Raw genomic sequence first — 24,091 nt, forward strand, 5'->3', positions numbered from 1 at the left:
ACCGAGGTCTCGTTGTGGTCCACGCCGACGCTGTCCGGGCCGCAGTTCAGCAGGTTCCGCCCGAGGCCGCAGCCCACGTCGAGCACCCGGCCGAGACCGAGCCGCTTCAGATTCCAGCGGTACGGGGCCTGCGTCGGCAACAGCCGCTTCACCCCCGAGGTCTCGAGCCGCGCGAGCCGCTGGGTGTAGTCGGAGGACTCCGTGCCGGACATTGATGACCGCCTTCGTTGCGTGGTGTACACGCAGAACGACACCGTGGGAAGCGAGTTACGGAGGCGCGCACATGTCCGGACACGGGCATGGGAGGTCGGACCGGCGCACGCCGTTCCGTGTCTCGGTACGGCGAGGCTATGACAACGGGGACGGTCGGGTCCAGGGTTTACGTCACGTCGTCGGGCCCGATGTCGATCAAGGGCCGGCGGGGCAGCTCCACCCGGACCGTGAGGCCGCCGTGGGGGCCCGGCGCGGCCGTGACCTCGCCGTGGTGGGTGGCCGTGATGGCGCGGACCACGGCGAGTCCGAGTCCGGTGCCGTCGGCGCGGTGCTCCGTTCCCCGGCGGAACGGCTCGAACAGCGCGGGGATCTCCTCCGGGTCGATGACGGGGCCGGTGTTGCCGACCTCGACGAAGGACCGGTCGCCCTCCGTGCCGGTGGTCACGGTCGCCGTGCCGCCGTGGTGGTTGTGCCGCACCGCGTTGGCCACCAGGTTCAGGGCGGTCTGGCGCAGCAGGGAGACGTCGCCGGTGACCGGCGCGGGTCGCGGGTCGGCCGTGACGCGGACGCCGGCCGCCGCCGCCTCCTCGGCGAGGTCGGCGACCGCGGCCCGGGCCAGGTCCGCGAGGTCGGCGGGGTGCGGCGCGGGCGGCTCGCTCTCGCCGCGCGCCAGGGTCAGCAGCGCCGCGATGAGCCGCTCCGTGCGGGCGTTGGCGTCCAGGGCCCGCTGGACGTCGGGGCGCAGGTCGGCGGGGACCCGGCCCTGGGCGAGCGGGATCTCCAGGGCGGTGCGCTGGAGGGTGAGCGGGGTGCGCAGCTCGTGGGAGGCGTGGGCGGTGAAGCGGCGCTGGGCGGTGAAGCTGCGGTCGAGCCGGTCGAGCATCGCGTCGAAGGTGTCGCCGAGTTCGCGGACCTCGTCGTGCGGTCCGGTCAGGGCGAGCCGCTCGTCCAGGGTGCTGCCGGAGCCGATCCGGCGGGCCGCGGCGGTGACCCGGGTGAGCCGCCGCAGCGACCGGCGGCCGGCCCACCACGCGAGCAGCGCCGCGAGCGCGGTGAAGAAGACGAGCAGCAGCAGGGACCGCGCAAGGAGTTCGCCGAGCACACGGTTCTCGAACTCCGCGAAGCCCTCGGCGGGCGTGGCGGGCACGAGGGGTGCCGCGGGGGTGTCGGAGAGGAGGTCCAAGTGCTCGGTCGGCATCTGGGCGGGGATGGTGCTGATCGCGGGGACGACCAGGTAACGGTTGTCCTCGATGAGCTGGCGGGAGCTCAGCCAGTTCAGGAGGAGCAGGCCGCAGCCGAGCAGGGCGAACACCACGGTGGTGACCAGGGTCAGGCGGCCGCGCAGTGGAAGGCGCGGGAGCCGGCGGCCGGTCCCGGCGCGGCTCACAGCCGGTATCCGAAGCCGGGTTCGTGCGTGATCAGGGGTGGCTCGCCCAGTTTGCGGCGCAGGGAGTGGACGGTGACCCGGACGGCGGTGGTGGCCGGGTCGAGTGCCGCGTCCCAGAGGCTGTCCCGCAGTTCCTCGGTGGTGACCGGGGCGCCGTCGGCGGCGAGCAGCAGTTCCAGCACGCCGAGCTCCCTCGGGGTCAGCTTCAGCGGCCGGCCGTCCCGTTCGGCGACCCGGCGCGCGGTGTCCAGGCTGAGGCCGCGCCGGGTCAGCACGGTGGGGAGGGCGCCGGCGGAGGTGCGGCGGCCCAGGGCGCGCAGCCGGGCGACGAGCTCCAGGTAGGAGAACGGTTTGGCCATGTAGTCGTCGGCGCCCTGGCCGAGGCCGTCCACGAGGTCGGAGAGACCGGCCGCGGCGGTCAGCATGAGGATCCTGGCCGGGTAGCCGGCGGTGTTCAGGGCCCGGCAGACGGCGTCGCCGCTCAGCCGGGGCAGGTCCCGGTCGAGTACGAGGACGTCGTACGGGTGGGCCGCCGTCAGTTCGAGGGCGCGGGCGCCGTCGTGGGCGACGTCGCAGACCATGCCCTCGCCGCGCAGTCCGTCGGCGAGCATCGCGGCCAGCTCGGCCTCGTCCTCGACGATGAGCACGCGCATCCGTCCCCTCCCACCCGGCCGCGCCCCGCGCCGCCCTCGCCGTTGTTTCCGCACGTCAAGGATGCCCCGACGGGGGTGAGCCGGACGTTAGGCGCACGCTCACGAGTGGCTCACCGGGCCGTCCGTAGAACTGACCGACGTCAGCGACGACAGTCAGCAGCAGGGAGAACGGACATGCGCGGCGGGACCCGACGAGTGGTACTGGCAGCGGTCGCCATGGCGGCCGTGGTGACGGCGAGCGGCTGCTCGGCCGAGGACGCGGCCCCCCGGGTCGCCGGTGACGGCGGCACGGGCACGAGCAGGCCGCAGGACGACGACGCGGTCCGCAGGGCCTGGGTGGACTGCATGCACACGCAGGGGCAGAGCGGCGTCGAACAGGACAAGGACGGCAACATCACCATCCCGGCCGCCGGTACGGACGGCGGCTCGATCGACGGCTACGAGGGCGCCGCCAAGGTGTGCGACGCCAAGGTCCCCGGCATCCACCAGGTCAAGTCGAAGAACGACGCGAAGTTCGCGGAGCAGGGCCGGGCCTTCGTCGCGTGCGGGCGGAAGAACGGCTACCCGGATCTGCCCGATCCCGACGAGAAGGGCATCCTCGTCATCCCGGCGGCCGACTTCGACATGGCCAAGTGGGACGCCATGCAGCCGGCCTGCGGCAAGCTGCCGATGCCCGGCTACCGGATCGGGGAGTGAGCGTGAGCGACACCCTGGAGAGCGTCGACACGTCCGCGCCCGCCGACCGCTCGCACGGGCGCGCCCGGCGCCGCCGACGCCGCCGGATCGTCGTCCCGCTCGCCCTGGTCGCCGTCATCGGCGGGACCGGGGCGCTGGCCGTGACCCGCCCCTGGGAGGGGCCCGGCACCGCCGCCGCGCGGCCCTCCGTCGGCCACGGCACCGTGGTGGTGGAGAAGGGCTCGCTGTCGAGCGGCATACAGGTTGGCGGCGCGCTCGCCTTCGACGCGCCCACGCCCGTGGTCCCCGCCGGCCAGGGGACGCTCACGGCCCTGCCCGCCGTCGGCTCCGTGGTCCGGGCCGGCGGGAAGCTGTACGAGGTCGACGGACGCCCGGTCGTGCTGATGAACGGGCGGCGGCCCCTGTGGCGCGACCTCGGCCCCGGGATCCCGGACGGGCCCGACGTGGCGCAGCTGGAGCGCAACCTGGTGCGGCTCGGGCACGCCGAAGGACTCGGCCTGAGCGTGGACGGGAAGTTCACCAAGGCCACGGCGGTGGCGGTGAAGCGGTGGCAGAAGTCGCTCGGCGCGCGGCAGACCGGGACGGTCGCCCGTGGCGACGTCGTCATGCTGCCGCTCGACTCCGTCCGGGTGCGGCGGATCGGCGCCCAGCTCGGCTCGGCCGTCGGCTCGGCCTCGGTCATGACGGTGACCGACACGGCCCTCGTCGCCGTCGTGCGGCCCGCCGAGAACCAGCTGTCCCGGTTCAAGCCGAACGGGCGGGTGACGGTGAAGCTGTCCGACGGCGGCACGGTCACGGGACGCATCCGCTCCCTGGTCCGTGGCGGCTCCGGCGACGGGGACGACCAGGGCGGCTCGGGCGACTCCGGGGGCGGCGCGGAGAAGACCGAGGTCACCATCGCCCTCGACGACCAGCGGCGGGCCCGGCAGGCAGGACCCTCGTCCGTGACCGTCACGATCGTCGGCGACACCGCGCGGGACGCCCTCGTCGTCCCCGTCACCGCGCTCCTCGCCCTGGACGGCGGCGGCTACGGCGTACGGGTCGAGGAGGGCGCCGCCACCCGGCTGGTCCGGGTCCGGCTGGGCCTGGTCGCCGACGCGCGGGCGCAGATCAGCGGCGACGTCCGCGCGGGCGACCGGGTGGTGGTCCCGAAGTGACACCACGACACTCCCCCGGGGCGGCCCCCGTACTGGAGCTCACCGGCGTCGTGAAGGAGTACCCGGGCTCGCCCCCGCTGCGGATCCTGCACGGGATCGACCTGACGGTCGAGGCGGGGGAACTCCTCGCGGTCGTCGGCCCCTCCGGCTCCGGCAAGTCGACCCTCCTCGCCCTGCTCGGCTCGCTCGACCGGCCCACCACCGGGCGGCTGCGCTTCGAGGGGCGCGACCTGGACGGCCTGACCGACCCCGACCTTGCCGCGCTGCGCGCCCACCGGATCGGTTTCGTCTTCCAGCAGTTCTTCCTGCTCGGGGGCCTCAGCACGGTCGAGAACGTCGCCACGGGGCTGCTCTACAGCGGGGTGCCCGCCGCGCGGCGGCGCGCCGCCGCCGTGGACGCGCTGCGCGAGGTGGGGCTCGGGCACCGGCTCGACCACCGCCCGGACCAGCTGTCCGGCGGCGAGAAGCAGCGGGTGGCCATCGCCCGCGCGCTGGTCGGCCGCCCGGCCCTGCTCCTGGCCGACGAGCCCACGGGGGCCCTGGACAGCGTCTCCGGAGCGGCCGTCGTCGACCTGCTGCGCGCGCTGAACGGGAAGGGCACCACGGTCGTCGTCATCACCCACGACCGCGAGCTGGCCGCCTCCTTCCCCCGGCGCGTCGGCATCCACGACGGCCGCGTCGAGTTCGACGAGCGCGGCCCCCACCCCGTAGGAGCCGCCCTGTGACGCCCGCACCGCGCCGGACCCGGCTGCGTCCCACGGACCTGCTGCGCCTGGGCACGATCGGACCGCGCACCCGCAGGACCCGCTCGGCGCTGTCCGCGCTCGGCATCGCGCTGGGGATCGCCGCCGTCATCGCGGTGACCGGGATCTCCCTCTCCAACCAGGCGCATCTGCTGGCCCGGCTGGACCAGCTCGGCTCCAACCTGATCACCGTGGGCCCCGGCAAGGACGCCGAGCAGAAGCCGGTGCCGCTGCCGGCCACGGCCGAGAAGATGCTCGCCGACATCGCCCCCGTACAGCAGGTCACCGCCACGGGCGCCACCAAGGCCGAGGTGTACCGCAACGACCTCGTGCCCCGGCAGCAGACCGGCAGCCTCACCGTGCTGGCGGCCCGGCTCGACCTCCTGACGGTCCTGCGGGGCGGGCTCGCGAGCGGGAGGTGGCTGGACCGGGCCAGTGAGCGCCTGCCGGTGACCGTGCTCGGCGATCAGGCCGCCGAGCGCCTCGGGGTGACCGCCCCGGGCGAACGGGTCTGGCTCGGCGGCCAGTGGTACGTCGTCTCCGGCATCCTGGCGCCGAACGAGCTCGCGCCCGAGCTCGGCACCGCCGCGCTCGTCGGCTGGCCGCAGGCCACCGCCCACCTGGGCGCGGACGGCACGGCCGGCACGGTCTACCTGCGCACCCACCCCGAGCGCGTCCCCGATGTGCAGGCGGTGGCCGGGGCGACCGCCAACCCGGCCAACGCGAGCGGCGTGGCCGTCAGCCGGCCCTCGGACCTGCTCACGGCGCGCGGCGAGGCGAAGGACGCGCTGACCGGCCTGGTGCTCTCCCTCGCGGGCGTCGCCCTGCTGGTCGGCGGCGTCGGCATCGCCAACACCATGGTGGTGGGCGTGATGGAACGCCGGGGCGAGATCGGGCTGCGCCGCGCGCTCGGCGCGAGGGGCGGCCAGATCGCCGCCCAGTTCCTGCTGGAGGCCGTGCTCATGGGCTTCGTCGGCGGGATCGGCGGCCTCGTGATGGGCGGGCTCACGGTCTACGGCTACGCCCTCGCGCAGGGGTGGCCCGCGGCGGTCCCGCTGTCGATGGTCGTCGCGGGTCCTGTGGTGTCCGTCCTGGTCGCGGCGCTCGCCGGTATCTATCCGGCGCTGCGCGCGGCCGGCTCGTCCCCGACGGACGCGCTGCGCTCGGCCTGACGGGCCGGGGCGTCCGCCCGGCGGCCGTCGGCGCACCCGTGTACAGGGGGATACGTACGCGGGTGCGCCGACGGGTGTGTCAGCTGACGGGCTGCTGCTGGGTGACGCAGTGGATCCCGCCGCCGCCGGTGCCGAGCCGGTCGATGTTCAGCTGCTCGATCACGCGGTCCGGGTAGAGCCGGGCGAGGGTGGCCCGGGCGGCGGTGTCGGCCGCGGTGTCGCCGAACTGCCCGGAGATCACCGCCCCGTTGCACAGGTAGTAGTTGGCGTAGGAGGCGAGGAAGTCCCGGTTGGTGGAGCGGATCTTGTAGTAGTCCGGGCCCTGGAGCTTGCTCACGGCCATCGGGGCGCCGGAGGCGGTCGTGGCCGAGGACAGCACCTGGTACTGCTGGCGGGCGTCCTTGGCGTAGGCGTCGGTGTCGGTGGACAGCGGCATCTGCACCAGCGCCTTGCCGGGGGCGAGGAAGCGCGAGGTGGCGTCGACGTGGTCGTCGGTGATGTCCTGGTTGCGGACGCCGTCGAACCAGATGACCTTGGAGGCGCCGTAGGCGGCGCACATCGCCGTCTCGATCTGGCGCTCCGTCATGCCGGGGTTGCGGTTGCTGTTCACCAGGCTGCTGCGGGTGGCCATGAGCGTGCCGGCGCCGTCCTGCTCGATGGCGCCGCCCTCGCCGACGAGGTCGGCGTAGGTGAACGGGACACCCACGTAGGCGGCGATCCGCTCGGCGACCAGTTCGTCCTTGGCGTGGGTCTGCTTGCCGCCCCAGCCGTTGAAGTTGAGGCCGATCGCGTCGAGGCCGCCGGCGCCGTCGGTGCGGAAGACCGGGCCGCTGTCGCGCATCCAGCAGTCGTCGACGGGGATCGAGCTGATGACGGTGACCGTGGAGCCGCACAGCGAGCGGGCCTTGGCGGCGCTGCCCGCGTTGGCGCACACGATGACCGGCTCGTACTTCGCGATGGTACGGGCGATCAGCGCGATGTCCGCCTGGACGCCGCTCAGCTTGTTGCCCCAGATCGCAGTGGAGTCCGGGAAGGCCATCCAGGTACGGGTGTGCCGGACGTCCTCGATCGGGACGGCGAACGCGCCCGCCGCCGCGGTGCCGTTCACCAGCGCCCTGACTCCGGCGTGGGCCTCGGTCCCGGCCAGTGCCGTGCCGACGACCGCGAGTCCCGCGGCCTTCAGGAACCGGCGCCTGCCCAGACCCGCACCGCCGCGCGGGCTGCTCTCGGCGTGATCGTTCACTGTTGCCTCCTGGTGTCAACTGCCCACGGAATTCCCGTGGTTGATGGGGAAACGTAGAACTGACCGAGCGCTCGGTCAATATTTTCGGCCGGTATTTTCCGGGCTGACTAGAGTGAGCCCATGGCCGCATCCGCGAAGGACTCCCGGAACGTCACCGCTCCCCCGGCCCCGAGGCCCGCGACACCGCGGCCCCGGGTCTCGGCGAAGGGCGAGCAGACCCGCGCGCGCCTGATCGCGGCCGCGCGGACGCTGCTCGCCGGTGAGATGAGCGAGCGGTTCACCACCCGCAACGTGGCCGCGCTGTGCGGGGTCTCGCACGGGATGTGCCACTACCACTTCCAGGACCGGACCGACCTCGTCCTGGCCGTCGTCGAGGACATCCGCCCCGAGTGGATCCTGCCGCTGGAGGAGGCGGTCGCCGCCCCCGGCACCTTCGCCGAGCGCGCCGAACGCGTCCTCGGCCTGCTCGAAGCGCCCGAGGGCGCGGACCTCGCCCACCTCCACTCCGCGCTGCACTGGCACGCCCTGAACGACGAGCGGGTACGGGAGTCCCTGGAGGCCGAGTACCGGCGCTGGCGCGCCTGTTTCGTCGCCCTGTTCCAGGTGCTGGCCGACGAGCGCGGCGGGCACGGCGGGCCAGGCGGGCCCGTCGATCCAAGGCCGCTCGGCGAGGCGGTCGCCGCCGCCGTCGACGGACTGGCCGCGGTGGAGTCCCTGGGCGCCGAGGTCGACGGCGGGGCGGTGCTGCGGACCCTGGTCCACACCCTCGCGGCCGGAGCCTGAACGCCCCTTCGCCCCCCCTACAGCGCCCGGCGGGCCGCCGCGATCCGCTCCGGGTCCCAGCCCGGACGGGGCACGGACTCCAACAGCAGCCGGGTGTAGGGGTGTCGCGGATCGGCCAGCACCTCGTCTGTGCGGCCGGCCTCGACGACGGCGCCGTGCCGCATCACGATGACCTCGTCGGTGACGCACCGGACCACGCCGAGGTCATGGGTGATGAAGAGATAGCCGACCGAGGTCTCCTCCCGAATGTCGGCGAGCAGGTTGAGGATCTGCGCCTGCACGGACACGTCCAGCGCCGCGACCGCCTCGTCGAGCACCAGCACGGCCGGCTCCACGGCCAGCGCCCGCGCGATGGCCACGCGCTGCCGCTGCCCGCCGGAGAGCTGGCGCGGCAGCGCGTCGGCCGCCCGGGTCCCCAGGCCGACCTGGTCGAGCAGCTCCCGGATCCGCCGGGTGTGGTCCCGCTCCGGGAAGTGCAGCTTCAGCGTCTCGCGCAGGGCCGCCTCGACGCTGGTCCGCGGATCGAGCGAGGCGTAGGGGTCCTGGAAGACCATCTGGACCTCGCGGGCGCGGGCGAGCCGCCGCGCCCGGCCACGGCCCCGTTCGGTGCGGGACCGGCCGAGGACATGGACCTCGCCCTCGTCCGCGTACTCGAGACCGACGACGATCCGTGCCGTGGTGGTCTTGCCGGAGCCCGACTCGCCCACGATGCCCAGCGATCCGCCCTTCGGCAGGGTGAACGACACGTCGTCCACCGCCTTCACGGGCCCGTAGCTGCGGCGCAGCCCCCGGACGGCCAGCACGTGCCCGGTGTTCTCAGACATCGACTGCGCTCCCTTCGAGCCGGTCGCTGTGGTGACAGGCGGCCTGGTGTTCCGGCCGTCCCGGGGCGGAGAGCATCGCGGGCGCCCGCAGGTCGCACACCTCGGTGGCCAGGACGCAGCGGGCGGCGAAGGCGCAGCCCGGCAGCTCCTGCCGGAGGTCGGGGGGCTGGCCCTCGATGGCGGTGAGCCTGCCCCGGGGGTTCTCCATCCGGGGCGTGGAGGCCAGGAGGGCGGCCGTGTACGGGTGGCGGGGGTGCGCGAAGATCTCCGCCGCGGGCCCGCTCTCGGCGATCCGCCCGGCGTACATCACGTACACCCGGTCGCTGATGGCGGCGGCGAGGTCGAGGTCGTGGGTGACGAACAGCAGCCCGGTGCCGAAGCGCGCGCGCAGCCGGCCGAGGAGGGCGATGACCTCCGCCTGGGTGGTGACGTCCAGGGCGGTGGTGGGCTCGTCGGCGAGCAGCAGGGCCGGATCGCCCATCAGGGCCGCGGCGATCATGACGCGCTGGAGCATGCCGCCGGACACCTGGCCGGGGTACTTCGCCAGGGCGGAGGCGTCCAGGCCCACCGCCTCCAGGAGTTCGACCGCGCGGGCCCGGGCCCCGGCGGCGGTCATCGTCCCCGTCAGGCGGACGCTCTCGGTGAGGAAGTCGCCGATCCGCCGGAGCGGGTTGACGGCCGCGCGCGGGTCCTGGAAGACCATGGCGACGGTGCCGGTGCGCAGCGCGCGCAGCCGGTCGGCGTCCAGGGTGAGGACGTCGTCGCCGTCGACGAGCACGGAGCCCTCGGTGACGGCGCCGGGCGGCAGCAGCCGCAGGGCGCTGCGCGAGGTGAGGCTCTTGCCGGAGCCGGACTCGCCGACCAGCGCGACGGTCTCGCCGGCGGCGACGGTGAGGTCGATCCCGTCGAGGACGGGGCGGGCGGTGCCGGGCAGGGTGATCCGGAGCCCTCGGACGTCGAGCGCCGGCCTGTCGGTGGTGTTCATCGGTCTCTCCTGGCGACACGGTCGGCCCAGCGCTCGCCGACCACGTTGAACGCGACCACCGTCAGCACGATGAGGGCGCAGGGCAGGATCGCGGACAGCGGGTAGCCCTGCTGGACGGCGGTCTGGCCGTCGAAGACCATGCGGCCCCAGTCGGGGGTGAGCGCCGGGACGCCGAGTCCGAGGAAGGAGAGGCCGGCGAGGTCCATGAGGGCGTAACCGAAGTTGATGGTGGACTGGGCGAGGACGACGGGGGCGATGTTGGGCAGGACGTGGCGCAGGCAGATCTGGAGCGCCGAGTGGCCCTGGACCTGGTAGGCGCTGACGTACGGGCGGGCCCGTTCGGCGAGCACCAGGGAGCGCGTGAGGCGGCTGACGTAGGGCAGGTACGCGATGGCCAGGGCGATGACCGGGGCGGTGAGCCCCTCCCCGTACATCGAGATGATGAGGATCGCGAGCAGCATGCCGGGGAAGGCGAAGACCAGCTCGGTGCTGCGGGAGAGCAGCGAGTCGAGCCAGCCGCCGCGCCAGGCCGCCGCCATGCCGACGACGACACCGGCGACGGTGGAGAAGAGGACCACGCCGAGCGGGCCGAGCAGCGAGGTGCGGGCGCCCAGGAGCAGGCGGGAGAAGGTGTCGCGGCCCGCCGCGTCCACGCCGAGCAGGTGCTCGGGCGAGGGTCCTGCGAGCGCGTTGCCGAGGTCGACGGCGTTCGGGTCGTACGGGACGAGGAGCGGGGCGAGCAGCGCGGCGGCGACGACCAGGAGGACGAAGCCGAGGCAGGCGAGGTGGAGCGGCGAGCGGACCGTGCGGATCCGGGCGAGGCCGGGCCGGCGGCTGAGGACGGCGGTCATGCGGCGGACCCCTTCGATCCGAGGGTGATCCGCGGGTCGACCAGGGGGAGCAGGAGGTCGACGACGAGATTCACGATCATGAACAGGGCGACGATGATCAGGGAGATGGCCTGGACGGTCGGGAAGTCCTTGGTGGAGGTGGACAGTTCCAGGAGCTGACCGATGCCGCCGATGCTGAACGCGGTCTCGACGAGGATCGTGCAGACCAGCAGGGTCGAGACGATCAGACCGCCGGTGGTCAGGACGGTGCCCAGGGAGTTGCGGAACACATGGCGGCGGATGACCTGGCGCTCGGGCACGCCCCGGCTGCGGGCCACGGTGACGTGCTCGCTGTCGAGGGCTTCGAGCATCGCCGAGCGGGTGACCCGGGCGAGCATGCCGATCAGATAGAGGGCGAGGGCGACGGCCGGGAGGGTCAGGTGCCAGATCCGGTCGAGGAGGCCGTCGCCCGCGCCGCCGCTCGGGAACCAGCCCAGCCGGACGGCGAACAGCGCCTGGAGCAGGACGGCCGCGACGAACGACGGGGTGCCGACGGCGAAGGTGGTGGTGACGAGGACGGCGGAGTCGGTGGCGCCGCCGCGCACCGCCGCCACCCGGCCGAGCACCAGGCCGACGGCCACGACCACGACCAGCGCCATCAGGACGAGGAGCAGCGTGGTGGGGAGCCGGTCGGCCAGCAGGCGCGAGACGTCGGTGCGGTAGGTGATGGAGCGCCCGAAGTCGCCCTGGAGCAGGTCGCCGAGCCACCGGAGGTAGCGGACGAGGAACGGGTCGTCCAGGTGGTACTGGGCGTTGATCGCGGCGAGCGCCTCGGGCGAGGCCGAGCGGCCGGAGAGCAGGAAGCTGGCGGGGCTGCCCGGGGCCAGGTACATCGCGCCGTAGACGACGAACGACGCGCACAGCAGGGTGGCGGCCATCTCGGCGAGACGCCGGGCGGCGAATCTCGTGAAGCTCAACGCGCGGCCCCCACATCGGCGGCCCACGGGTAGTACATGTAGGAGATGGTGGTGGGGGCGCCGGTGATCCTCTTGTTGAGGAAGACGGCGGTGGGCCACTCGGCCACCGGGATCCACAGCAGCTGTTCGGCGGCCTGCTTCTGCAGCTCCGTCTCGATCATCAGGCGCTTGTCGGGGTCGTACTCGGCGGTCGCCCGCTCGACCCGCTCGTCGTACGTCCGGTCGCTGTAGCCCGCGAAGTTCAGGTAGGCGCCGGTCTTGAAGCTGGTCAGCAGGTCCAGCGGGTCGGTGATCGAGTCGTAGTAGGTGAGCGGGAACATGTCGATGCCCTCGCGCGCCTTGGGGTCGGTGAAGAGCGCGGTGAACGCGTTGGGCGCGATGGTCTTGAGCCGGATGTCGAGACCGATCTGGGCGCCGGCCGACTGGACGGCGGTGGCGAGCAGCGAGACGTCCTGGCCGATCGAGCTGGTGGCGACGGTGAGGGTCTTGCCGGTGGCGCCGGCCTCCTTGATCAGCGCCTTGGCCTTCGCGATGTCGGGTCCGCCGGTCGGCAGCCAGCCGAGGGCCGTCTTCCGCGTCGTCTCCGATCCGGCGGCCCAGGCGGCGCGGGTGGTGAGGGAGTGGGTGGCGGTGCCCGCGCCGCCGAGGCCGGCCTTGACGAAGCCCTCGCGGTCGAGGGCCAGGGACAGCGCGCGGCGGACACGTACGTCGCCGAGCGGGCCCTTCATGTTGGTGATGTTGACGTTGACCGTGCTCAGGCCCTCGCCGAAATAGAGGGTGCCGACGCCGCTGCCCTTGAGCCGTCCGTAACTCTCGGTCGGTATCAGATAGCCGCCGTCGGCCTCGCCGCTGAGCAGGGCGTTGGTCCGGGCCGAGGGGTCGGTCATGAAGCGGAAGACGACCTTGCCGGACTTGGCCTTGCGGCCCCAGTAGCCGTCGAAGCGGTCGAGCTCGACGGACTGGCCCTTGTTCCAGGTGCCGAGCTCGAAGGGGCCGGTGCAGGCGAGGCCCCCGGAGGTGCCGTAGTCCTTGCCGGCCTTCTCGACCCCGGCCTTGGAGGCGACGACTCCGGCGGCGGTGGCCATGTACTGGGGGAACTGGGAGTCGGGCTTCTTCAGCTTGACGGTGACCTGGAGCGGGCCGGTCTTCCGGATCGTGGCGACGTTCTGGAAGTTCTGGGCCCAGGCGGCGGCGTTGTCGGGGTTCGTCTGGCGGCCGAGGCTGTACACCACGTCGTCGGCCGTCATCGTCCCGCCGTTGTGGAACCTGACCCCGGGGCGCAGGTCGTAGACCCAGGTGGTGGGGTCGGGGTTCGACGCCTGGCGCGCGAGGCCGGGTTCCAGGGTGAGGCCCGGGGTCCAGCGCATCAGGCTCTCGCACACGTTGGACAGGATGGTGTTCTGCGGGTAGTCGAACGCCACCGTGTAGTCGAGCGTGGGCGGCTCGGCGTAGAGGGCCCAGCTGAAGGAGTCGATCTCGCCCTTGGCGGCGGGCGTGCTCCTCGACAGGGAGTAGGCACCGGCGTCGCCTCCACCCTTGGGCGGCCCCGCACAGGCCGCGACCAGGGCCGTGGAGGTGAGGAGGACGGCCGCGGCCGCGAGCGGGCGGCCGGACGTACGACCGCGTAGCGCGCCCGCGCGTCTACTGGTGCGGAGTACGGGTGTGATCATCGTCGCGCTCTCTTTCCGTACGGTGCGTCCGTACGCGATGGGGGAGGCTGCCGGACCGCGGGGACGGTCCGGCAGGAGCGGTCGGGGCCGGTCCGGTTACGGCAGGGGCTGGGGCTGGGCGACGGGGATCTGCTGCGTGATGCAGTGCACTCCCCCGCCGCCGAACGCGATGGCGAGCGCCCGCACGCCGACCACCTTGCGGCCCGGGTAGGCCGCGGCGATCACCGCGAGGGCCTCGTCGTCCTGGGGCACACCGGCCACGGGCACGACGACACCGCCGTTGGCGACGTAGTAGTTCAGGTACGACACCTCGACCTCGCCGCCGGCCACGTCGCCGAACGCGACCTGCGGCACGTCGACGATCTCCAGGCGTCGGCCCTGTGCGTCGGTGGTGACCTCCAGTACCGCGCGGTTGGCCCGCATCCGGGCGTAGTCGGGGTGCGCGGGGTCCTCGGGGAGGGAGACGACGACCTTGCCGGGGGCGGCGAAGGCGCACACCCCGTCGACGTGACCGTCGGTCTCGGTGTCGAGCAGGCCACCGTACGGAAGCCAGACAACCTTACGGACGCCCAGCCGGGATTTCAGCTCGGCCTCGATCTCGTCCCGGTTCATGCCGGGATTCCGGTTGGGATGCAGAAGGCACTGCTCGGTCGTGATCAGCGTGCCCTCGCCGTCGACGGTGATCGCGCCGCCTTCGAGGATCATCTCGGAGCCGATCCGCTCCACCCCGAGGTGGTCGAGGAGCAGGGAGCTGATCCGGTCGTCGGAGTCGTAGGGGTGGTGCTTGCGCCCCCAGGCGTTGAAGCGGAAGTCGACGCCGGCGCGGCGGCCCTCGCCGTCGAGGACGAACAGCGGGGCGGAGTCGCGGAACCAGGAGTCGTCCACCGGGAGCTCGACGACCGCGATCTCCGGGCCGCACAGGACCCGGGCGTCGTCGCCGTGACCGGGCGGGGCGACCATCGTCACGGGCTCGAACTCCGCGATGGCCCTGGCGACGTTCGCGTACTCCTCCTTGACGTCGTCCAGGACGCTGCCCCAGAGCTCGGGGCGGGTGGGCCAGGCCATCAGACAGCCCTCATGGGCGGACCACTCGGCGGGCATACGGAATGCGCTCATCTGAAGCTCTCTCTTGGGTGGGTTGGAATCTTCCTCTCGACTGAAATTTCAGTCAAGAGCGAGGTCATGGGGGTGTGCAGGGGCCCGGGAGGGCCGGGGGGCTCAGAGGAAGTAGAGGCGGCTGAGCGAGACCTCGTCGGCCGGCTCGGAGCGGAGCGGCTGCCCGTCGAGGGTGACCAGACCGGTGGCGCCGTCCACCTGCACGTCGCCCACGCGGGTGTTCCCGATCATGTCCGCGGGGCCGATGCCCCGGGTGCCGCGCACGGCGACCCGGCGCCGGCGGGTGGTCATGACGTCGTACGGGCGCCCGGCGGACCCGGACTCGGCCGCGGCGCGGCTGACGAAGGCCACGGAGAGATCGGCGGGGGTGGCGCCGTGGGCGCCGAACAGGGGGCCGAGGACGAGCGGTTCGCAGGTGTCGGTGGCGGCGTTCGGGTCGCCGGTCACACCGTAGGCGGGGAAGCCGTTCTTGATGACCATCTGGGGCTTGGCGCCGAAGAACGGCGGCCGCCACAGCACGATGTCGGCCATCTTGCCGACCTCGATGGAGCCGATCTCGTGGGCGAGACCGTGGGCGATGGCGGGGTTGATGGTCAGCTTGGCGATGTACCGGAGCACGCGCGCGTTGTCGTCCTGGGCGCCGTCGCCCTCCAGCGGGCCGAGCTCGCCCTTCATCTTCCCGGCCATGGCGAACGTACGGCGGATCGTCTCGCCGGCCCGGCCCATGCCCTGGGCGTCGGAGGAGGTGATGCCGATCGCGCCGAGGTCGTGCAGGACGTCCTCCGCGCCCATCGTCCCGGCCCTGATCCGGTCGCGCGCCATGGCGGCGTCGCCGGGCAGGTCGGTCTTGAGCGCGTGGACGGAGACGATCATGCCGTAGTGCTCGGCGACGGCGTCGCGGCCGAAGGGGAGGGTGGGGTTGGTGGAGGAGCCGATGACGTTCGGCACGCCCGCCATCTTCAGGACGTTCGGTACGTGTCCGCCGCCGCAGCCCTCGATGTGGAAGGCGTGGATCGTCCGGCCGTCCAGGACCCGCAGGGTGTCCTCCACCGACAGACACTCGTTCAACCCGTCGCTGTGCAGCGCCACTTGGACGTCGTGCTCCTCGGCGACCCGCAGCGCGGTGTCGAGGGCCCGGGTGTGGGCGCCCATGTCCTCGTGGACCTTGAAACCGGACGCCCCGCCCTCGGCCAGCGCCTCCACCAGCGGCGCCGGGTCCGAGGACGAACCCCGGGCCAGGAAGCCGATGTTGACCGGCCACGCGTCGAACGCGTTGAAGGCGTGCCGCAGGGCCCACGCGGAGTTGACGCCCACGCCCCAACTCGGGCCTATCTCCTGGCCGATGATGGTGGTGACGCCGCTGGCGAGCGAGGCCTCCATGATCCGCGGCGACAGCAGGTGGACGTGCGTGTCGACGGCGCCCGCGGTGGCGATCAGGCCCTCGCCCGGGATCATCGTGGTGCCGGTGCCGACGACGACGTCGACGCCTTCGAGGGTGTCGGGGTTCCCGGCCCGGCCGATCGCGTGGATGCGGCCCTCGCGGATGCCGATCGAGGTCTTCCGGATGCCCTGGACGGCGTCGATCACCAGCACGTTGGTGATGACGACGTCACAAGTGCCGCTGGCGGTCGCGGCCTTGAGGTGCATCCCGTCGCGGGCGGTCTTGCCGAAGCCGGCCAGGAACTCGTCGCCGGGCTTCTGGGAGTCGGACTCGACCCGGACGACGAGCCCGGAGTCACCGAGCCGCACCCGGTCACCGGCGCGCGGGCCGTGCACGGAGGCGTAGTCGTACGGGTCGACATGGCGACTGACGCCGGGGGCACAGTGGTCGCTGTGCCTGGTCTGCTTGCTCACGGGGTCGTTCCTTCCAGGGCCGGCGCGGGGGTGGCGGGCGTGGCGGGCGTGGCGGGGTCCGCGCCGAGGTAGCCGCAGGCCACCGCCCTGCGCAGGGCCTCCTCCTTCGCGCCCGGGGCGTCCAGCGGACCGTCCACCAGACCCGCGAACCCGATCGCCACCCGCGCCCCGCCGATCGGCAGCAGACCCACCTCCGCCTCACCGCCCGGATCGAACCGGAACGACGCACCCGCCGGAATCGCCAGCCGCATCCCGTACGCCGCCGAGCGGTCGAAGTCCAGCCGCGGATTCGCCTCGAAGAAGTGGAAGTGCGAGGTCACACTCACCGGCACCGACGCCGTGTTGCGGACGGCCAGGCGCGTGACCGGCTCGGGCACCTCGATGGCCTCCGCGGCGGGCAGTACGGCGCCGGGGGCGGCGGCGTCGCGTTCCTGGGGCCCGAAGGGCTCGGCGATGGCGGCCAGCCGGGTGCCGTCGTCGAAGACGGCCTCGACCTGGACCTCGGTGACGATGTCGACGACGCCGGGCAGCACGTCGTCCGGGCCCAGGACCGTTCGGCCCCGCTCGACGGCCTCCGCCAGGCGCAGCCCGTCGCGGGCGGCCTCGCAGACGGTGTCCGCGATGAGCGCGGTCGCCTCGGGGACGTTGAGCCGCAGACCGCGCGCGTGGCGGGCCCGGGCGAGTTCGGCGGCGGTGAAGAGCAGCAGCCGGTCACGCTCGGTGGGTGTCAGGGGCATGACGACCCCCGCACCGCTTCCCCGACGGGTGCGCCGGTCGAAACCATGGTGTTCATTCCTTCTCCGGAAGGTGGGCGAATGCCGGTACGGCGAGCCGCCGTCGGGCCCACCGGGCCGGATGAGGGTCCGGGAGGCGAGCGGGGGCGGCGAGGGCCCGCGAGGGGGCCCGGGGGCACGGGAGCCGGCGGATGCGAGAGCGGTCCGTTCTCGGCGTGCCCTCACTCTGGCACTGACTGAAAAGACAGTCAAGGTTTCGGACATGACACAGTCCCACCAGCTGAAGGCGGGTGGGACTGTGGGGGACGTACGGGTGAAAACCTCGGGAACGGAAGGGCGCGGAGGCTCAGCGGAGCCCGGCCAGCTCCGCCTCGATGGCGCCGATCAGCAGGGCGCGCGCGTGGGCGATCTGGATCCCGCCGCCGAGCCAGCGCATGCTCAGCCCCTCAAGGAGGGCGGTGAGCCGCTCCCCCGACGCGGCCAGCGCCGAGGCCGGCGCCATCGGCTGCACCTGACCCAGCAGGGCCGCGACCTCCTGGGTCCACACCAGGGTGGCCCGGGCGAGGTCCTCGCGCAGCAGCTCGTCGAAGACGGCGCTCGCGCGCAACTCGCCCCAGGCCGCGCTGTTCTCCCGTACCTCCACGGTGTCCTGGAGCTCCAGGAGCAGCGTCTCCTCCAGCTCCTCGCGCGGGGTCAGCGGCGGGGCGTCCGGGTCGCGGTCGGTCGTGTAGCGCTCGGCGCGATCGTTGATGAACTCCAGGGTGTGACGCAGGATCCCGGCGCGGTCCTTGAAGTAGTAGTAGATCAGCGCCGTGGACACGCCCGCCTCGGCGGCGAGTTCCTCCACCCGCAGCCCGCGGATCCCGCGCCGGGCGATCACCCGCGCGGCGGCTTCCAGGATCTGAGTACTACGAGTCGCCATGCCCGAACCCTACCTGGCGGCTTCCGGGGCGGGCGTCCACCCGGTCACCCCTCCCGGTGGTGCCGGTCGACGGAGACCGTGACGGGTCCGCCGCCGGCGGCCGCCTCGACGAGCCGCACGATCACGATGTCCTTCTGGTCCGCGCTCCGTACGCAGAAGGGCCGCTCGTCGGCGAGTTCGGTGAAGGGCAGCGCCGTCACCGGCCGTGTCTCGATCCCCCGTACGCAGTCGGCCACGCTCAGGTCGTCGCCGTCCGCCATGAAGGCGTCGCTCTCCTCGGACACGACGAAGGCGGCGCCGTTGCGGGCGAGGTACCAGGTGGCCGTCTCCTCGGGGACGACCTTTCCGGCCCTGAGGTCGAACTCGTAGGTGGCGTCGGGTGCGGTGAGCTCCGTGTTCGCGTATCCGGGGACGTATCCGTCCGCCCGCGTCCTCTCCTCCGGCGGGTAGCCGAGGGAGTAGACGACGGCCCCTCCCCCGAGGAGCGCGAGGAGCGCGACCAGTGCGGTGAACAGCGTCCGGCGGCCTCTGCGGGGCGCGCGGCGCGACGAGGGTGACGGTTCGAGGGGGAGCGCGGCGGGCGCTGCGGCCGGCGCCGTGGCGGTGGCCGTCGCCTGCATGTACGTGGGAGTCGGGGTCGGTATCAGGGTCGGTATCGGGGTCGGTGCGGGTGGGGGTGTCGGGCCCGCTCCGTACCCCTGCACGTCGTCGCTGACCGGGTGGGGCAGCCAGTCGTCGGCGAATCCCGGCCGGGGGCCCACGGCCGGGTGGGCGTGGACGGCCGCGATCAGTTCGCCGGTGGTGGGCCGGTCCCGCGGGTCCTTGGCGAGGCAGCGCCCGAGCAGCTCCCTCAGCTCCGGCGGTACGTGGGCGAGGTCGGGCGCCTCGTGGACCACCCGGTAGAGCGCGGCGGGCTCCGGCCCGTCCCCGAAGGGCGTCCGGCCGCACGACACGTAGGCGGCGAGGGCGCCGAGCGCGAAGACGTCGGTCGCGGGGGTCACCGGATGGCCGAGCGCCTGCTCGGGTGCCATGTACGCGGCGGTGCCGATCCGCAGCCCCGTCCCGGTGAGCGCGGCGGCGTCGGCGGCCCTCGCGATCCCGAAGTCGATCACGCGCGGGCCGTCGGCGGCGATCAGCACGTTGGCGGGCTTGAGGTCCCGGTGCACGACCCCCACGCCGTGGATCCCCTGGAGGGCCTCGGCGATGCCGGCGACGAGCGGCAGCACCGTGCGGACCGGCAGCGGGCCGTGCCGCTGGACCACCTGCTGGAGGGTGGGGCCGGGGACGTACGCCGTCGCCAGCCACGGCGTCCGGGCGTCCACGCCGGAGTCGACCACCTGCGCGGTGAACAGGCCGTGGATCCGGCGCGCGCTGGCCACCTCCTGGGCGAAGCGCTCGCGGAACTCGGGGTCCGCGGCGAACTCCTCCCGTACGGCCTTCAGCGCGATGGGACGGCCGCCGGGGGTGTACGCCAGGTACACGACGCCCATTCCGCCCGCGCCCAGGCGGGCGTGCAGGCGGTATCCGCCGATCTCGCGGGGGTCGTCGGGGGCCAGAGCCGTGCGGGCGGGTGGTGCACCGGGGTGCTGAGCGGACATGCGACGGCTCTTTCGGCAGGAGGCGTGAGGCGGGAGGAGGCGTTATGCGGCAGGAGGCGTAAGGCCCCCGCATCGTGCCCTTAACGAAAGTTTCAGTCAATCCAGACCCTCATGTCGTTTGACTGAAATTCCAGTCAGTGCCACAGTGTGGACAGAGGCCGTACCCGCCGTCGCGGCAACCGGCGCTCGGGGTCCACGTCACGCACTCTTGAAGCAGGACTCGTACGGCGCTCCCGCGCCCCCTCCCCCGTGCCCCCCCACCTCGGCCGGACGCCCTCGGTCCCGTCAGTCCACGATCGGAGTCCCCGTGACCTTCCTCCCCTCCCGCCGCTCCGCCCTCCGCTCCTTCGCCGGGATCGGCGCGCTCGTCCTCGGCGTCTCGGCCTGCGGCCCCGCCGATCCCGGCCTGGTCGGCGCCGCCGGCAGCGCGGGGACGGACCCGGAGGCGGGCGGGGAGCGCCGGCTGGGCGCCGAGTGGGAGAGCCACACCCGTACCTTCATGTCCTGGCCTGCCCTGGAGTCCGTCTGGCAGGAGGACCTGCGGTACGTACGCGAGGACATCGCGCGGATCGCGCGGGCCGTCGGGGAGTACGAGGCGGTCGTGATGATGGCCCGCCCGGACCAGCTGAAGGCGGCGCAGCGGGCGTGCGGCTCCCAGGTGGAGGTCATCCCGCTGGAGGTCGACGACCTGTGGGCCCGTGACACGGTGCCCGTCTTCGTCGAGGAGGACGGTGCCGTCACCGGCGTCGACTTCAACTTCAACGGCTGGGGCAACAAGCAGCGGCACGAGAACGACGCCCTGGTCGGCGAGAAGCTGCTCGGGAAGTACCGGATCCCGAGGGTCGAGGCGCCGCTGGTGGCCGAGGGCGGCTCGTTCGAGACGGACGGCGAGGGGACCCTGCTCATCACCGAGAGCTCGATCGTCAACGACAACCGCAACCGCGGCAAGAGCCGCGACCGGATCGAGGCCGAGCTGAAGGACACCCTCGGCGTGGAGAAAGTGGTCTGGCTGGCCGGTGTCCGCGGCGAGGACATCACCGACGCGCACGTGGACAGCCTCGTCCGCTTCACCGCTCCCGGCGTCGTCCTCCTGGACCGGGCGCACCCCAGCACCCCGGCCGACTCCTGGTCGCGCTCGGCCGACCAGGCGAAGTCGGTGCTGTCCAAGGCCACCGACGCGCGCGGCCGGCGCTTCGAGGTCATCGACCTGCCGCAGCCCGACCTGGACCGGATCACCGGCGAGGGCGACGACTTCGTGTCCACGTACGCCAACTTCTACATCGCCAACGACGCCGTCTTCATGCCCAGGTTCGGCGACCGGAAGGCCGACGGCCGGGCGAAGGGCATCCTCCAGGAGCACTTCCCCAAGCGCGACATCGTCCCGGTCCCGATCGACACCATCGCCTCGGGCGGCGGCGGCATCCACTGCTCCACCCACGACCAGCCCGGCAAGCCCGCCGCCTGACCGCACGCACCCCCCGGAGTCACCGTGTCCGAGAGCCGCCGCCAACGGCCCACCCGTAAGAGAACGCTGGTCACGAGCCTGATCCTGCTCGCCATGGTGGGCGCCGTCAGTGTGGGCGCGTGGTTGCAGTTCGGCGAACGCCAGGCGATGGACACGGTGTACTCGGCGGGCGGTGAGGAGCCCGACCGGGTGGACGTCGACGCCACGGTCCAGCGCGTCGACGCCGCCGGCCGGGAGCTGGTGCTGCGGGTCCTGGTGACACCGCGCGGCGCGCTCGCCGAGGCGGGCGGGGTGTCCCCCGCCGAGGACCTCGTCGTGCAGACGGCGACGTCCACCGGCGGCGATCTGACCTTCAAGGCGCACAGCCGGATCTCCACCCGGGACGTGCCCGTGGCGCTCACGGGCGGGCGGATCACCGACTACCCCTTCGACGCGTACGACACGACGCTCGAATTCGGGGCCACGATGGGCGGCGAGAAGGTCCCGGTCCACATGCGGCTCTCGAACAACGACGCCCTCTTCGCGGCCTCGGTGGACGCCTCCGAGAGCGACGGGGTCGCCGTCTTCGGGCTCGGGCTCGCCCGCTCCAACAGCGTGCTGGTCTTCGCCGTCTTCATGATGGTGGCCATGTGGGCGCTGGCGGTGTCCGTGCTGATCGGCGCGTGGTACCTGGTGACCCGGCGCAAGGGCCTGACCTGGCCGGCGCTCGGCTGGATGGCCGCGACGCTCTTCGCCCTGGCCGCCTTCCGCAACACGGCGCCGGGCGCGCCGCCCATCGGCTCCCTGCTCGACTACCTCGCCTTCCTGTGGGCGGAGTCGATCGTCGCGTTCTGCCTCATCACGGTGGTCGCGGCGGGCATCAAGGCGGAGCCGCCCGTCTCCTCGTCCTGAGCGGTGCAGTGCCGTGCCGTGCGACTGAGAACCAACTGAAGTTTCAGTCAGCATGAGACAATCGCCTGGACGAAGAGGAGGAAGCGTGGCGAGGGACCGCCGAACGGCAATTCTGGAGGGGGCCGCCCGCGTCATCGCGCGGCGGGGAGTGCGCGGGCTGCGGGTGGAGGAGCTGGCGGCCGAGGCGGGGGTGTCCACCGCGCTGATCTACTACCACTTCAAGGACCGGGCGGGCATCCTGCGCCATACGCTCGAATTCATCAGCGACCGGGCCGACCGCTACACCGCCGACGAGGAGTGCCCGGACGGGCCGTTCGCCCCGCACCAGGAGCTGGAGCGGTCCCTGCTCCTTGAGTTCCAGGATCTCGCCGAGGTCCGGGAGAACAGCACGGCCTGGGGCGAGCTGCGCGCGAGCGCGGTCTTCGAGCCGGAGTTGCGCCCGGACCTGGCCAGGGCCGGTCTCACCTGGGTGCACGAGATCGCCGCCCTGCTGGCCCAGGCCTGCCCCACGGCCCCCGCCCCGACCCTGACGGCCTCCGCGGAACGTCTGACCGCCCTCCTGGAGGGCCTGAGCACCCGCTGGCTGACCCACACGCTCACGGCGCCTCACGCCCGCGCCCTGATGCGGGAGGCCGTGGCCGTCGAGATCGGGCATCTGCACCGGACGTGGGCGCGGGACGAGGAGAGCGCGGTGGGCGCGGAGGCGTGACGACGGACAGGCCCGTCCGCGATGCGGACGGGCCTGTCGTGGGGTGCGGACGACCACCCCGTGTCAGGAGGTGGCTTCGCCCCGCCCCGAGCAGTCGAGCACCGCGTCGATCTCCTGAGCCGTTCTGACACCGGCGGGTGTCCAGTAGTGGCCTGCGGGAATCTGGGCAGCCCTCACCAGGGACAGGTCGAAGACCTCGCCCGTGCCTCCGGCGGAGCCGTAGTCGACGAGCACGTCGAGCTCTCCGGGCAGCTTCGCGGGCACGCGACCGCCGGCGGCATCGCGGTAGTCGTCCGCCTTCCACAGGGCCAGCCGACCGCTCTTGCCCTGCTCGGTCAGCGGTCCGTCGGCGTACCAGACCAGCTTCTCCGACCCGCTGTCCCGGACCTCGACCCGGCGCGCCAGGTCCCCGGGGCACTGAGCGGACTTCACGGTGACCTGGTCCCCGTCGATCCGGATGCCGAGACTCCCGGAGCTCTCAGGATCGGACATGGACCGCACCACGAAGGCCCAGACCGCGAGAACGCCGAGCAGCACGATCGCCACCGCTGCCGCACCCACGATCCACGGCCAGGATCGCCTCGTCACATGCATTCCCTGTAGTCACCGTCGTCGTAGTTGGCGCGACGTTCCCATCGGTTACGGCATGGGTTGGAACCGGCCCTGAGGTACATGTACATGAACCGGAGGCCGTAGCGCCGCCACTGACTCCGGTGCCTCTTCTCGTGCCTCATCAACTTGTACGACGGATTGCGGCTCGACGTGAAGAACGTCGTGCCGATGGTCGTCCCCCCACGGGCGTGGAACCCAGCGCCACCAGAGCAGACGCGCATCCCGTAACGGTAGCGGCAGCGGTATCCCGCGGCGCGGCTCAGGTAGGCGGAACCACGGCCGATGACCGAGGCCTGCGCCCTGTTGTAGGCCCGGTAGATGCGACCCGACCAGGAGCGGGACTTCCGCTTGAACCGGCTCCACCAGGACTTGCCGTCGAGGTCGTACTGGTTGATCGGATCACCGGGGTACCCGTAGCGGTTGTCTCCGCCGCCGTAGACCGGGTCGATGGAAAGGAACCGCCCCGTCTGCGGGTTGTACAGGCGGACGCCCATGAGCATCACACCGGTGAGGGTCTCGCTGGAGCGCTGCTTGGCGCCGAGCCAGTTGTAGCGGGTGGCGGGCTGGCCGGTGCGGGGGTTGCCGTACTCGTCGTTGTCCAGGACCAGGGGGGCGTCGTTGGTGTCCAGCGGGAGCTGGAGGGCGACGTCGCCGTGGATGGTGGTCAGCTGGAGGACGGTGTTCCCGTTGCCGCTGGTGGTGGCGGCGAGGTCGCCGGAGGCCGATTCGACGTTGCGGGTGAGCGTGCCGTCCGCCGCGTCTTCGACGATCCAGCGGGGGTTGTCGCCGTCGCTGTCGTAGTGGTTGATCTTGGACGCGGTCTGCGCCCAGGTGCCGTCGGTGTTCTCCTCGACCGT

Annotated in this window: 23 protein-coding genes and 1 pseudogene; 8 read left to right on the plus strand and 16 right to left on the minus strand. The window is 72.8% G+C overall.

Features of this window, described 5'->3' with window-relative positions:
* The 3 genes and pseudogenes from ABTZ54_RS35280 to ABTZ54_RS35290 all read right to left on the minus strand — a co-directional run.
* A pseudogene (locus ABTZ54_RS35280) lies at nt 1-212 on the minus strand (class I SAM-dependent methyltransferase); the annotation flags it as partial.
* A 167-nt stretch (nt 213-379) separates the two neighbouring features.
* On the minus strand, nt 380-1,600 hold the full coding sequence (locus tag ABTZ54_RS35285) for a sensor histidine kinase (protein ID WP_351671939.1): 1,221 nt from the start codon (nt 1,598-1,600) through the stop codon (nt 380-382).
* Nucleotides 1,597-2,253 (minus strand): response regulator transcription factor, encoded by a 657-nt coding sequence (locus ABTZ54_RS35290; protein WP_351671942.1) that lies wholly within the window; start codon nt 2,251-2,253, stop codon nt 1,597-1,599. Before ABTZ54_RS35290 ends, ABTZ54_RS35285 begins: the two co-directional genes overlap by 4 nt.
* Nucleotides 2,254-2,427: 174 nt before the next feature.
* On the opposite strand from ABTZ54_RS35290, the gene ABTZ54_RS35295 reads away from it, so the two are divergent.
* Genes ABTZ54_RS35295 through ABTZ54_RS35310 form a run of 4 tightly spaced genes read left to right on the plus strand, consistent with a single transcriptional unit; the run spans nt 2,428 to nt 6,021 of the window.
* Complete coding sequence (locus tag ABTZ54_RS35295) at nt 2,428-2,949, plus strand: hypothetical protein (RefSeq protein WP_351671945.1); 522 nt, start codon at nt 2,428-2,430, stop codon at nt 2,947-2,949.
* A gap of 2 nt (nt 2,950-2,951) precedes the next feature.
* Nucleotides 2,952-4,106 (plus strand): peptidoglycan-binding protein, encoded by a 1,155-nt coding sequence (locus tag ABTZ54_RS35300; protein ID WP_351671947.1) that lies wholly within the window; start codon nt 2,952-2,954, stop codon nt 4,104-4,106.
* Nucleotides 4,103-4,831 (plus strand): ABC transporter ATP-binding protein, encoded by a 729-nt coding sequence (locus tag ABTZ54_RS35305; RefSeq protein WP_351671950.1) that lies wholly within the window; start codon nt 4,103-4,105, stop codon nt 4,829-4,831. The genes ABTZ54_RS35300 and ABTZ54_RS35305 overlap by 4 nt, the downstream gene beginning before the upstream one ends.
* Nucleotides 4,828-6,021: an ABC transporter permease gene (locus ABTZ54_RS35310; protein ID WP_351671953.1), complete on the plus strand. Its 1,194-nt coding sequence runs from the start codon at nt 4,828-4,830 to the stop codon at nt 6,019-6,021. Before ABTZ54_RS35305 ends, ABTZ54_RS35310 begins: the two co-directional genes overlap by 4 nt.
* Before the next feature lie 79 nt (nt 6,022-6,100).
* On the opposite strand, the gene ABTZ54_RS35315 is transcribed toward ABTZ54_RS35310, so the two are convergent.
* The gene (locus ABTZ54_RS35315; RefSeq protein WP_351671956.1) at nt 6,101-7,264 is read right to left on the minus strand and encodes an agmatine deiminase family protein; all 1,164 of its coding nucleotides are present in this window, start codon (nt 7,262-7,264) and stop codon (nt 6,101-6,103) included.
* A 120-nt stretch (nt 7,265-7,384) separates the two neighbouring features.
* Here ABTZ54_RS35315 and ABTZ54_RS35320 point away from each other — a divergent pair, with 120 nt between their 5' ends.
* Nucleotides 7,385-8,047, plus strand: coding sequence for a TetR/AcrR family transcriptional regulator (locus tag ABTZ54_RS35320; protein WP_351671959.1), 663 nt, complete (start codon nt 7,385-7,387; stop codon nt 8,045-8,047).
* 17 nt (nt 8,048-8,064) lie between these two features.
* Here the strand turns inward: ABTZ54_RS35320 and ABTZ54_RS35325 are convergent, their stop codons facing one another.
* The 10 genes from ABTZ54_RS35325 to ABTZ54_RS35370 all read right to left on the minus strand — a co-directional run bounded on the left by ABTZ54_RS35325 (nt 8,065) and on the right by ABTZ54_RS35370 (nt 19,557).
* The gene (locus ABTZ54_RS35325) at nt 8,065-8,871 is read right to left on the minus strand and encodes an ABC transporter ATP-binding protein (protein ID WP_351671962.1); all 807 of its coding nucleotides are present in this window, start codon (nt 8,869-8,871) and stop codon (nt 8,065-8,067) included.
* A complete protein-coding gene (locus ABTZ54_RS35330) occupies nt 8,864-9,856 on the minus strand; it encodes an ABC transporter ATP-binding protein (protein WP_351671965.1) in 993 nt (330 codons plus the stop codon). Before ABTZ54_RS35330 ends, ABTZ54_RS35325 begins: the two co-directional genes overlap by 8 nt.
* Entirely contained in the window at nt 9,853-10,707 is an 855-nt protein-coding gene (locus ABTZ54_RS35335) for an ABC transporter permease (RefSeq protein WP_351671968.1), read from the minus strand. The genes ABTZ54_RS35330 and ABTZ54_RS35335 overlap by 4 nt, the downstream gene beginning before the upstream one ends.
* Complete coding sequence (locus tag ABTZ54_RS35340) at nt 10,704-11,663, minus strand: ABC transporter permease (RefSeq protein WP_351671971.1); 960 nt, start codon at nt 11,661-11,663, stop codon at nt 10,704-10,706. The genes ABTZ54_RS35335 and ABTZ54_RS35340 overlap by 4 nt, the downstream gene beginning before the upstream one ends.
* Nucleotides 11,660-13,333: an ABC transporter substrate-binding protein gene (locus ABTZ54_RS35345; protein WP_351671974.1), complete on the minus strand. Its 1,674-nt coding sequence runs from the start codon at nt 13,331-13,333 to the stop codon at nt 11,660-11,662. The genes ABTZ54_RS35340 and ABTZ54_RS35345 overlap by 4 nt, the downstream gene beginning before the upstream one ends.
* A 96-nt stretch (nt 13,334-13,429) precedes the next feature.
* The gene (locus tag ABTZ54_RS35350) at nt 13,430-14,449 is read right to left on the minus strand and encodes an agmatine deiminase family protein (RefSeq protein WP_351671977.1); all 1,020 of its coding nucleotides are present in this window, start codon (nt 14,447-14,449) and stop codon (nt 13,430-13,432) included.
* A gap of 102 nt (nt 14,450-14,551) precedes the next feature.
* Complete coding sequence (locus tag ABTZ54_RS35355) at nt 14,552-16,303, minus strand: urease subunit alpha (RefSeq protein WP_351671980.1); 1,752 nt, start codon at nt 16,301-16,303, stop codon at nt 14,552-14,554.
* Nucleotides 16,300-17,040, minus strand: coding sequence for an urease subunit gamma (ureA, locus tag ABTZ54_RS35360; protein ID WP_351671983.1), 741 nt, complete (start codon nt 17,038-17,040; stop codon nt 16,300-16,302). Before ureA ends, ABTZ54_RS35355 begins: the two co-directional genes overlap by 4 nt.
* 343 nt (nt 17,041-17,383) lie before the next feature.
* Entirely contained in the window at nt 17,384-17,959 is a 576-nt protein-coding gene (locus ABTZ54_RS35365) for a TetR/AcrR family transcriptional regulator (RefSeq protein WP_351671986.1), read from the minus strand.
* 44 nt (nt 17,960-18,003) lie between these two features.
* A complete protein-coding gene (locus ABTZ54_RS35370; protein WP_351671988.1) occupies nt 18,004-19,557 on the minus strand; it encodes a serine/threonine-protein kinase in 1,554 nt (517 codons plus the stop codon).
* Nucleotides 19,558-19,864: 307 nt separating this feature from the next.
* On the opposite strand from ABTZ54_RS35370, the gene ABTZ54_RS35375 reads away from it, so the two are divergent.
* From ABTZ54_RS35375 to ABTZ54_RS35385, 3 genes are read left to right on the plus strand one after another with little or no spacing between them, the layout of a single operon-like run.
* Nucleotides 19,865-21,022, plus strand: coding sequence for an agmatine deiminase family protein (locus ABTZ54_RS35375; RefSeq protein WP_351671991.1), 1,158 nt, complete (start codon nt 19,865-19,867; stop codon nt 21,020-21,022).
* Nucleotides 21,023-21,046: 24 nt separating this feature from the next.
* Nucleotides 21,047-21,913, plus strand: coding sequence for a DUF4436 domain-containing protein (locus ABTZ54_RS35380; RefSeq protein ID WP_351671994.1), 867 nt, complete (start codon nt 21,047-21,049; stop codon nt 21,911-21,913).
* Nucleotides 21,914-21,965: 52 nt separating this feature from the next.
* Nucleotides 21,966-22,622, plus strand: coding sequence for a TetR/AcrR family transcriptional regulator (locus ABTZ54_RS35385; RefSeq protein ID WP_502997373.1), 657 nt, complete (start codon nt 21,966-21,968; stop codon nt 22,620-22,622).
* 63 nt (nt 22,623-22,685) lie between these two features.
* Here ABTZ54_RS35385 and ABTZ54_RS35390 read toward each other — a convergent pair whose 3' ends face one another.
* Nucleotides 22,686-23,210, minus strand: coding sequence for a hypothetical protein (locus ABTZ54_RS35390; protein ID WP_351671999.1), 525 nt, complete (start codon nt 23,208-23,210; stop codon nt 22,686-22,688).
* On the minus strand, nt 23,207-24,091 hold an 885-nt coding region (locus ABTZ54_RS35395), incomplete at its 5' end, for an RHS repeat-associated core domain-containing protein (protein WP_351672002.1). The genes ABTZ54_RS35395 and ABTZ54_RS35390, both read right to left, overlap by 4 nt.

It is taken from the genome of Streptomyces sp. NPDC094032, from assembly GCF_040303965.1.
GTDB lineage: Bacteria > Actinomycetota > Actinomycetes > Streptomycetales > Streptomycetaceae > Streptomyces.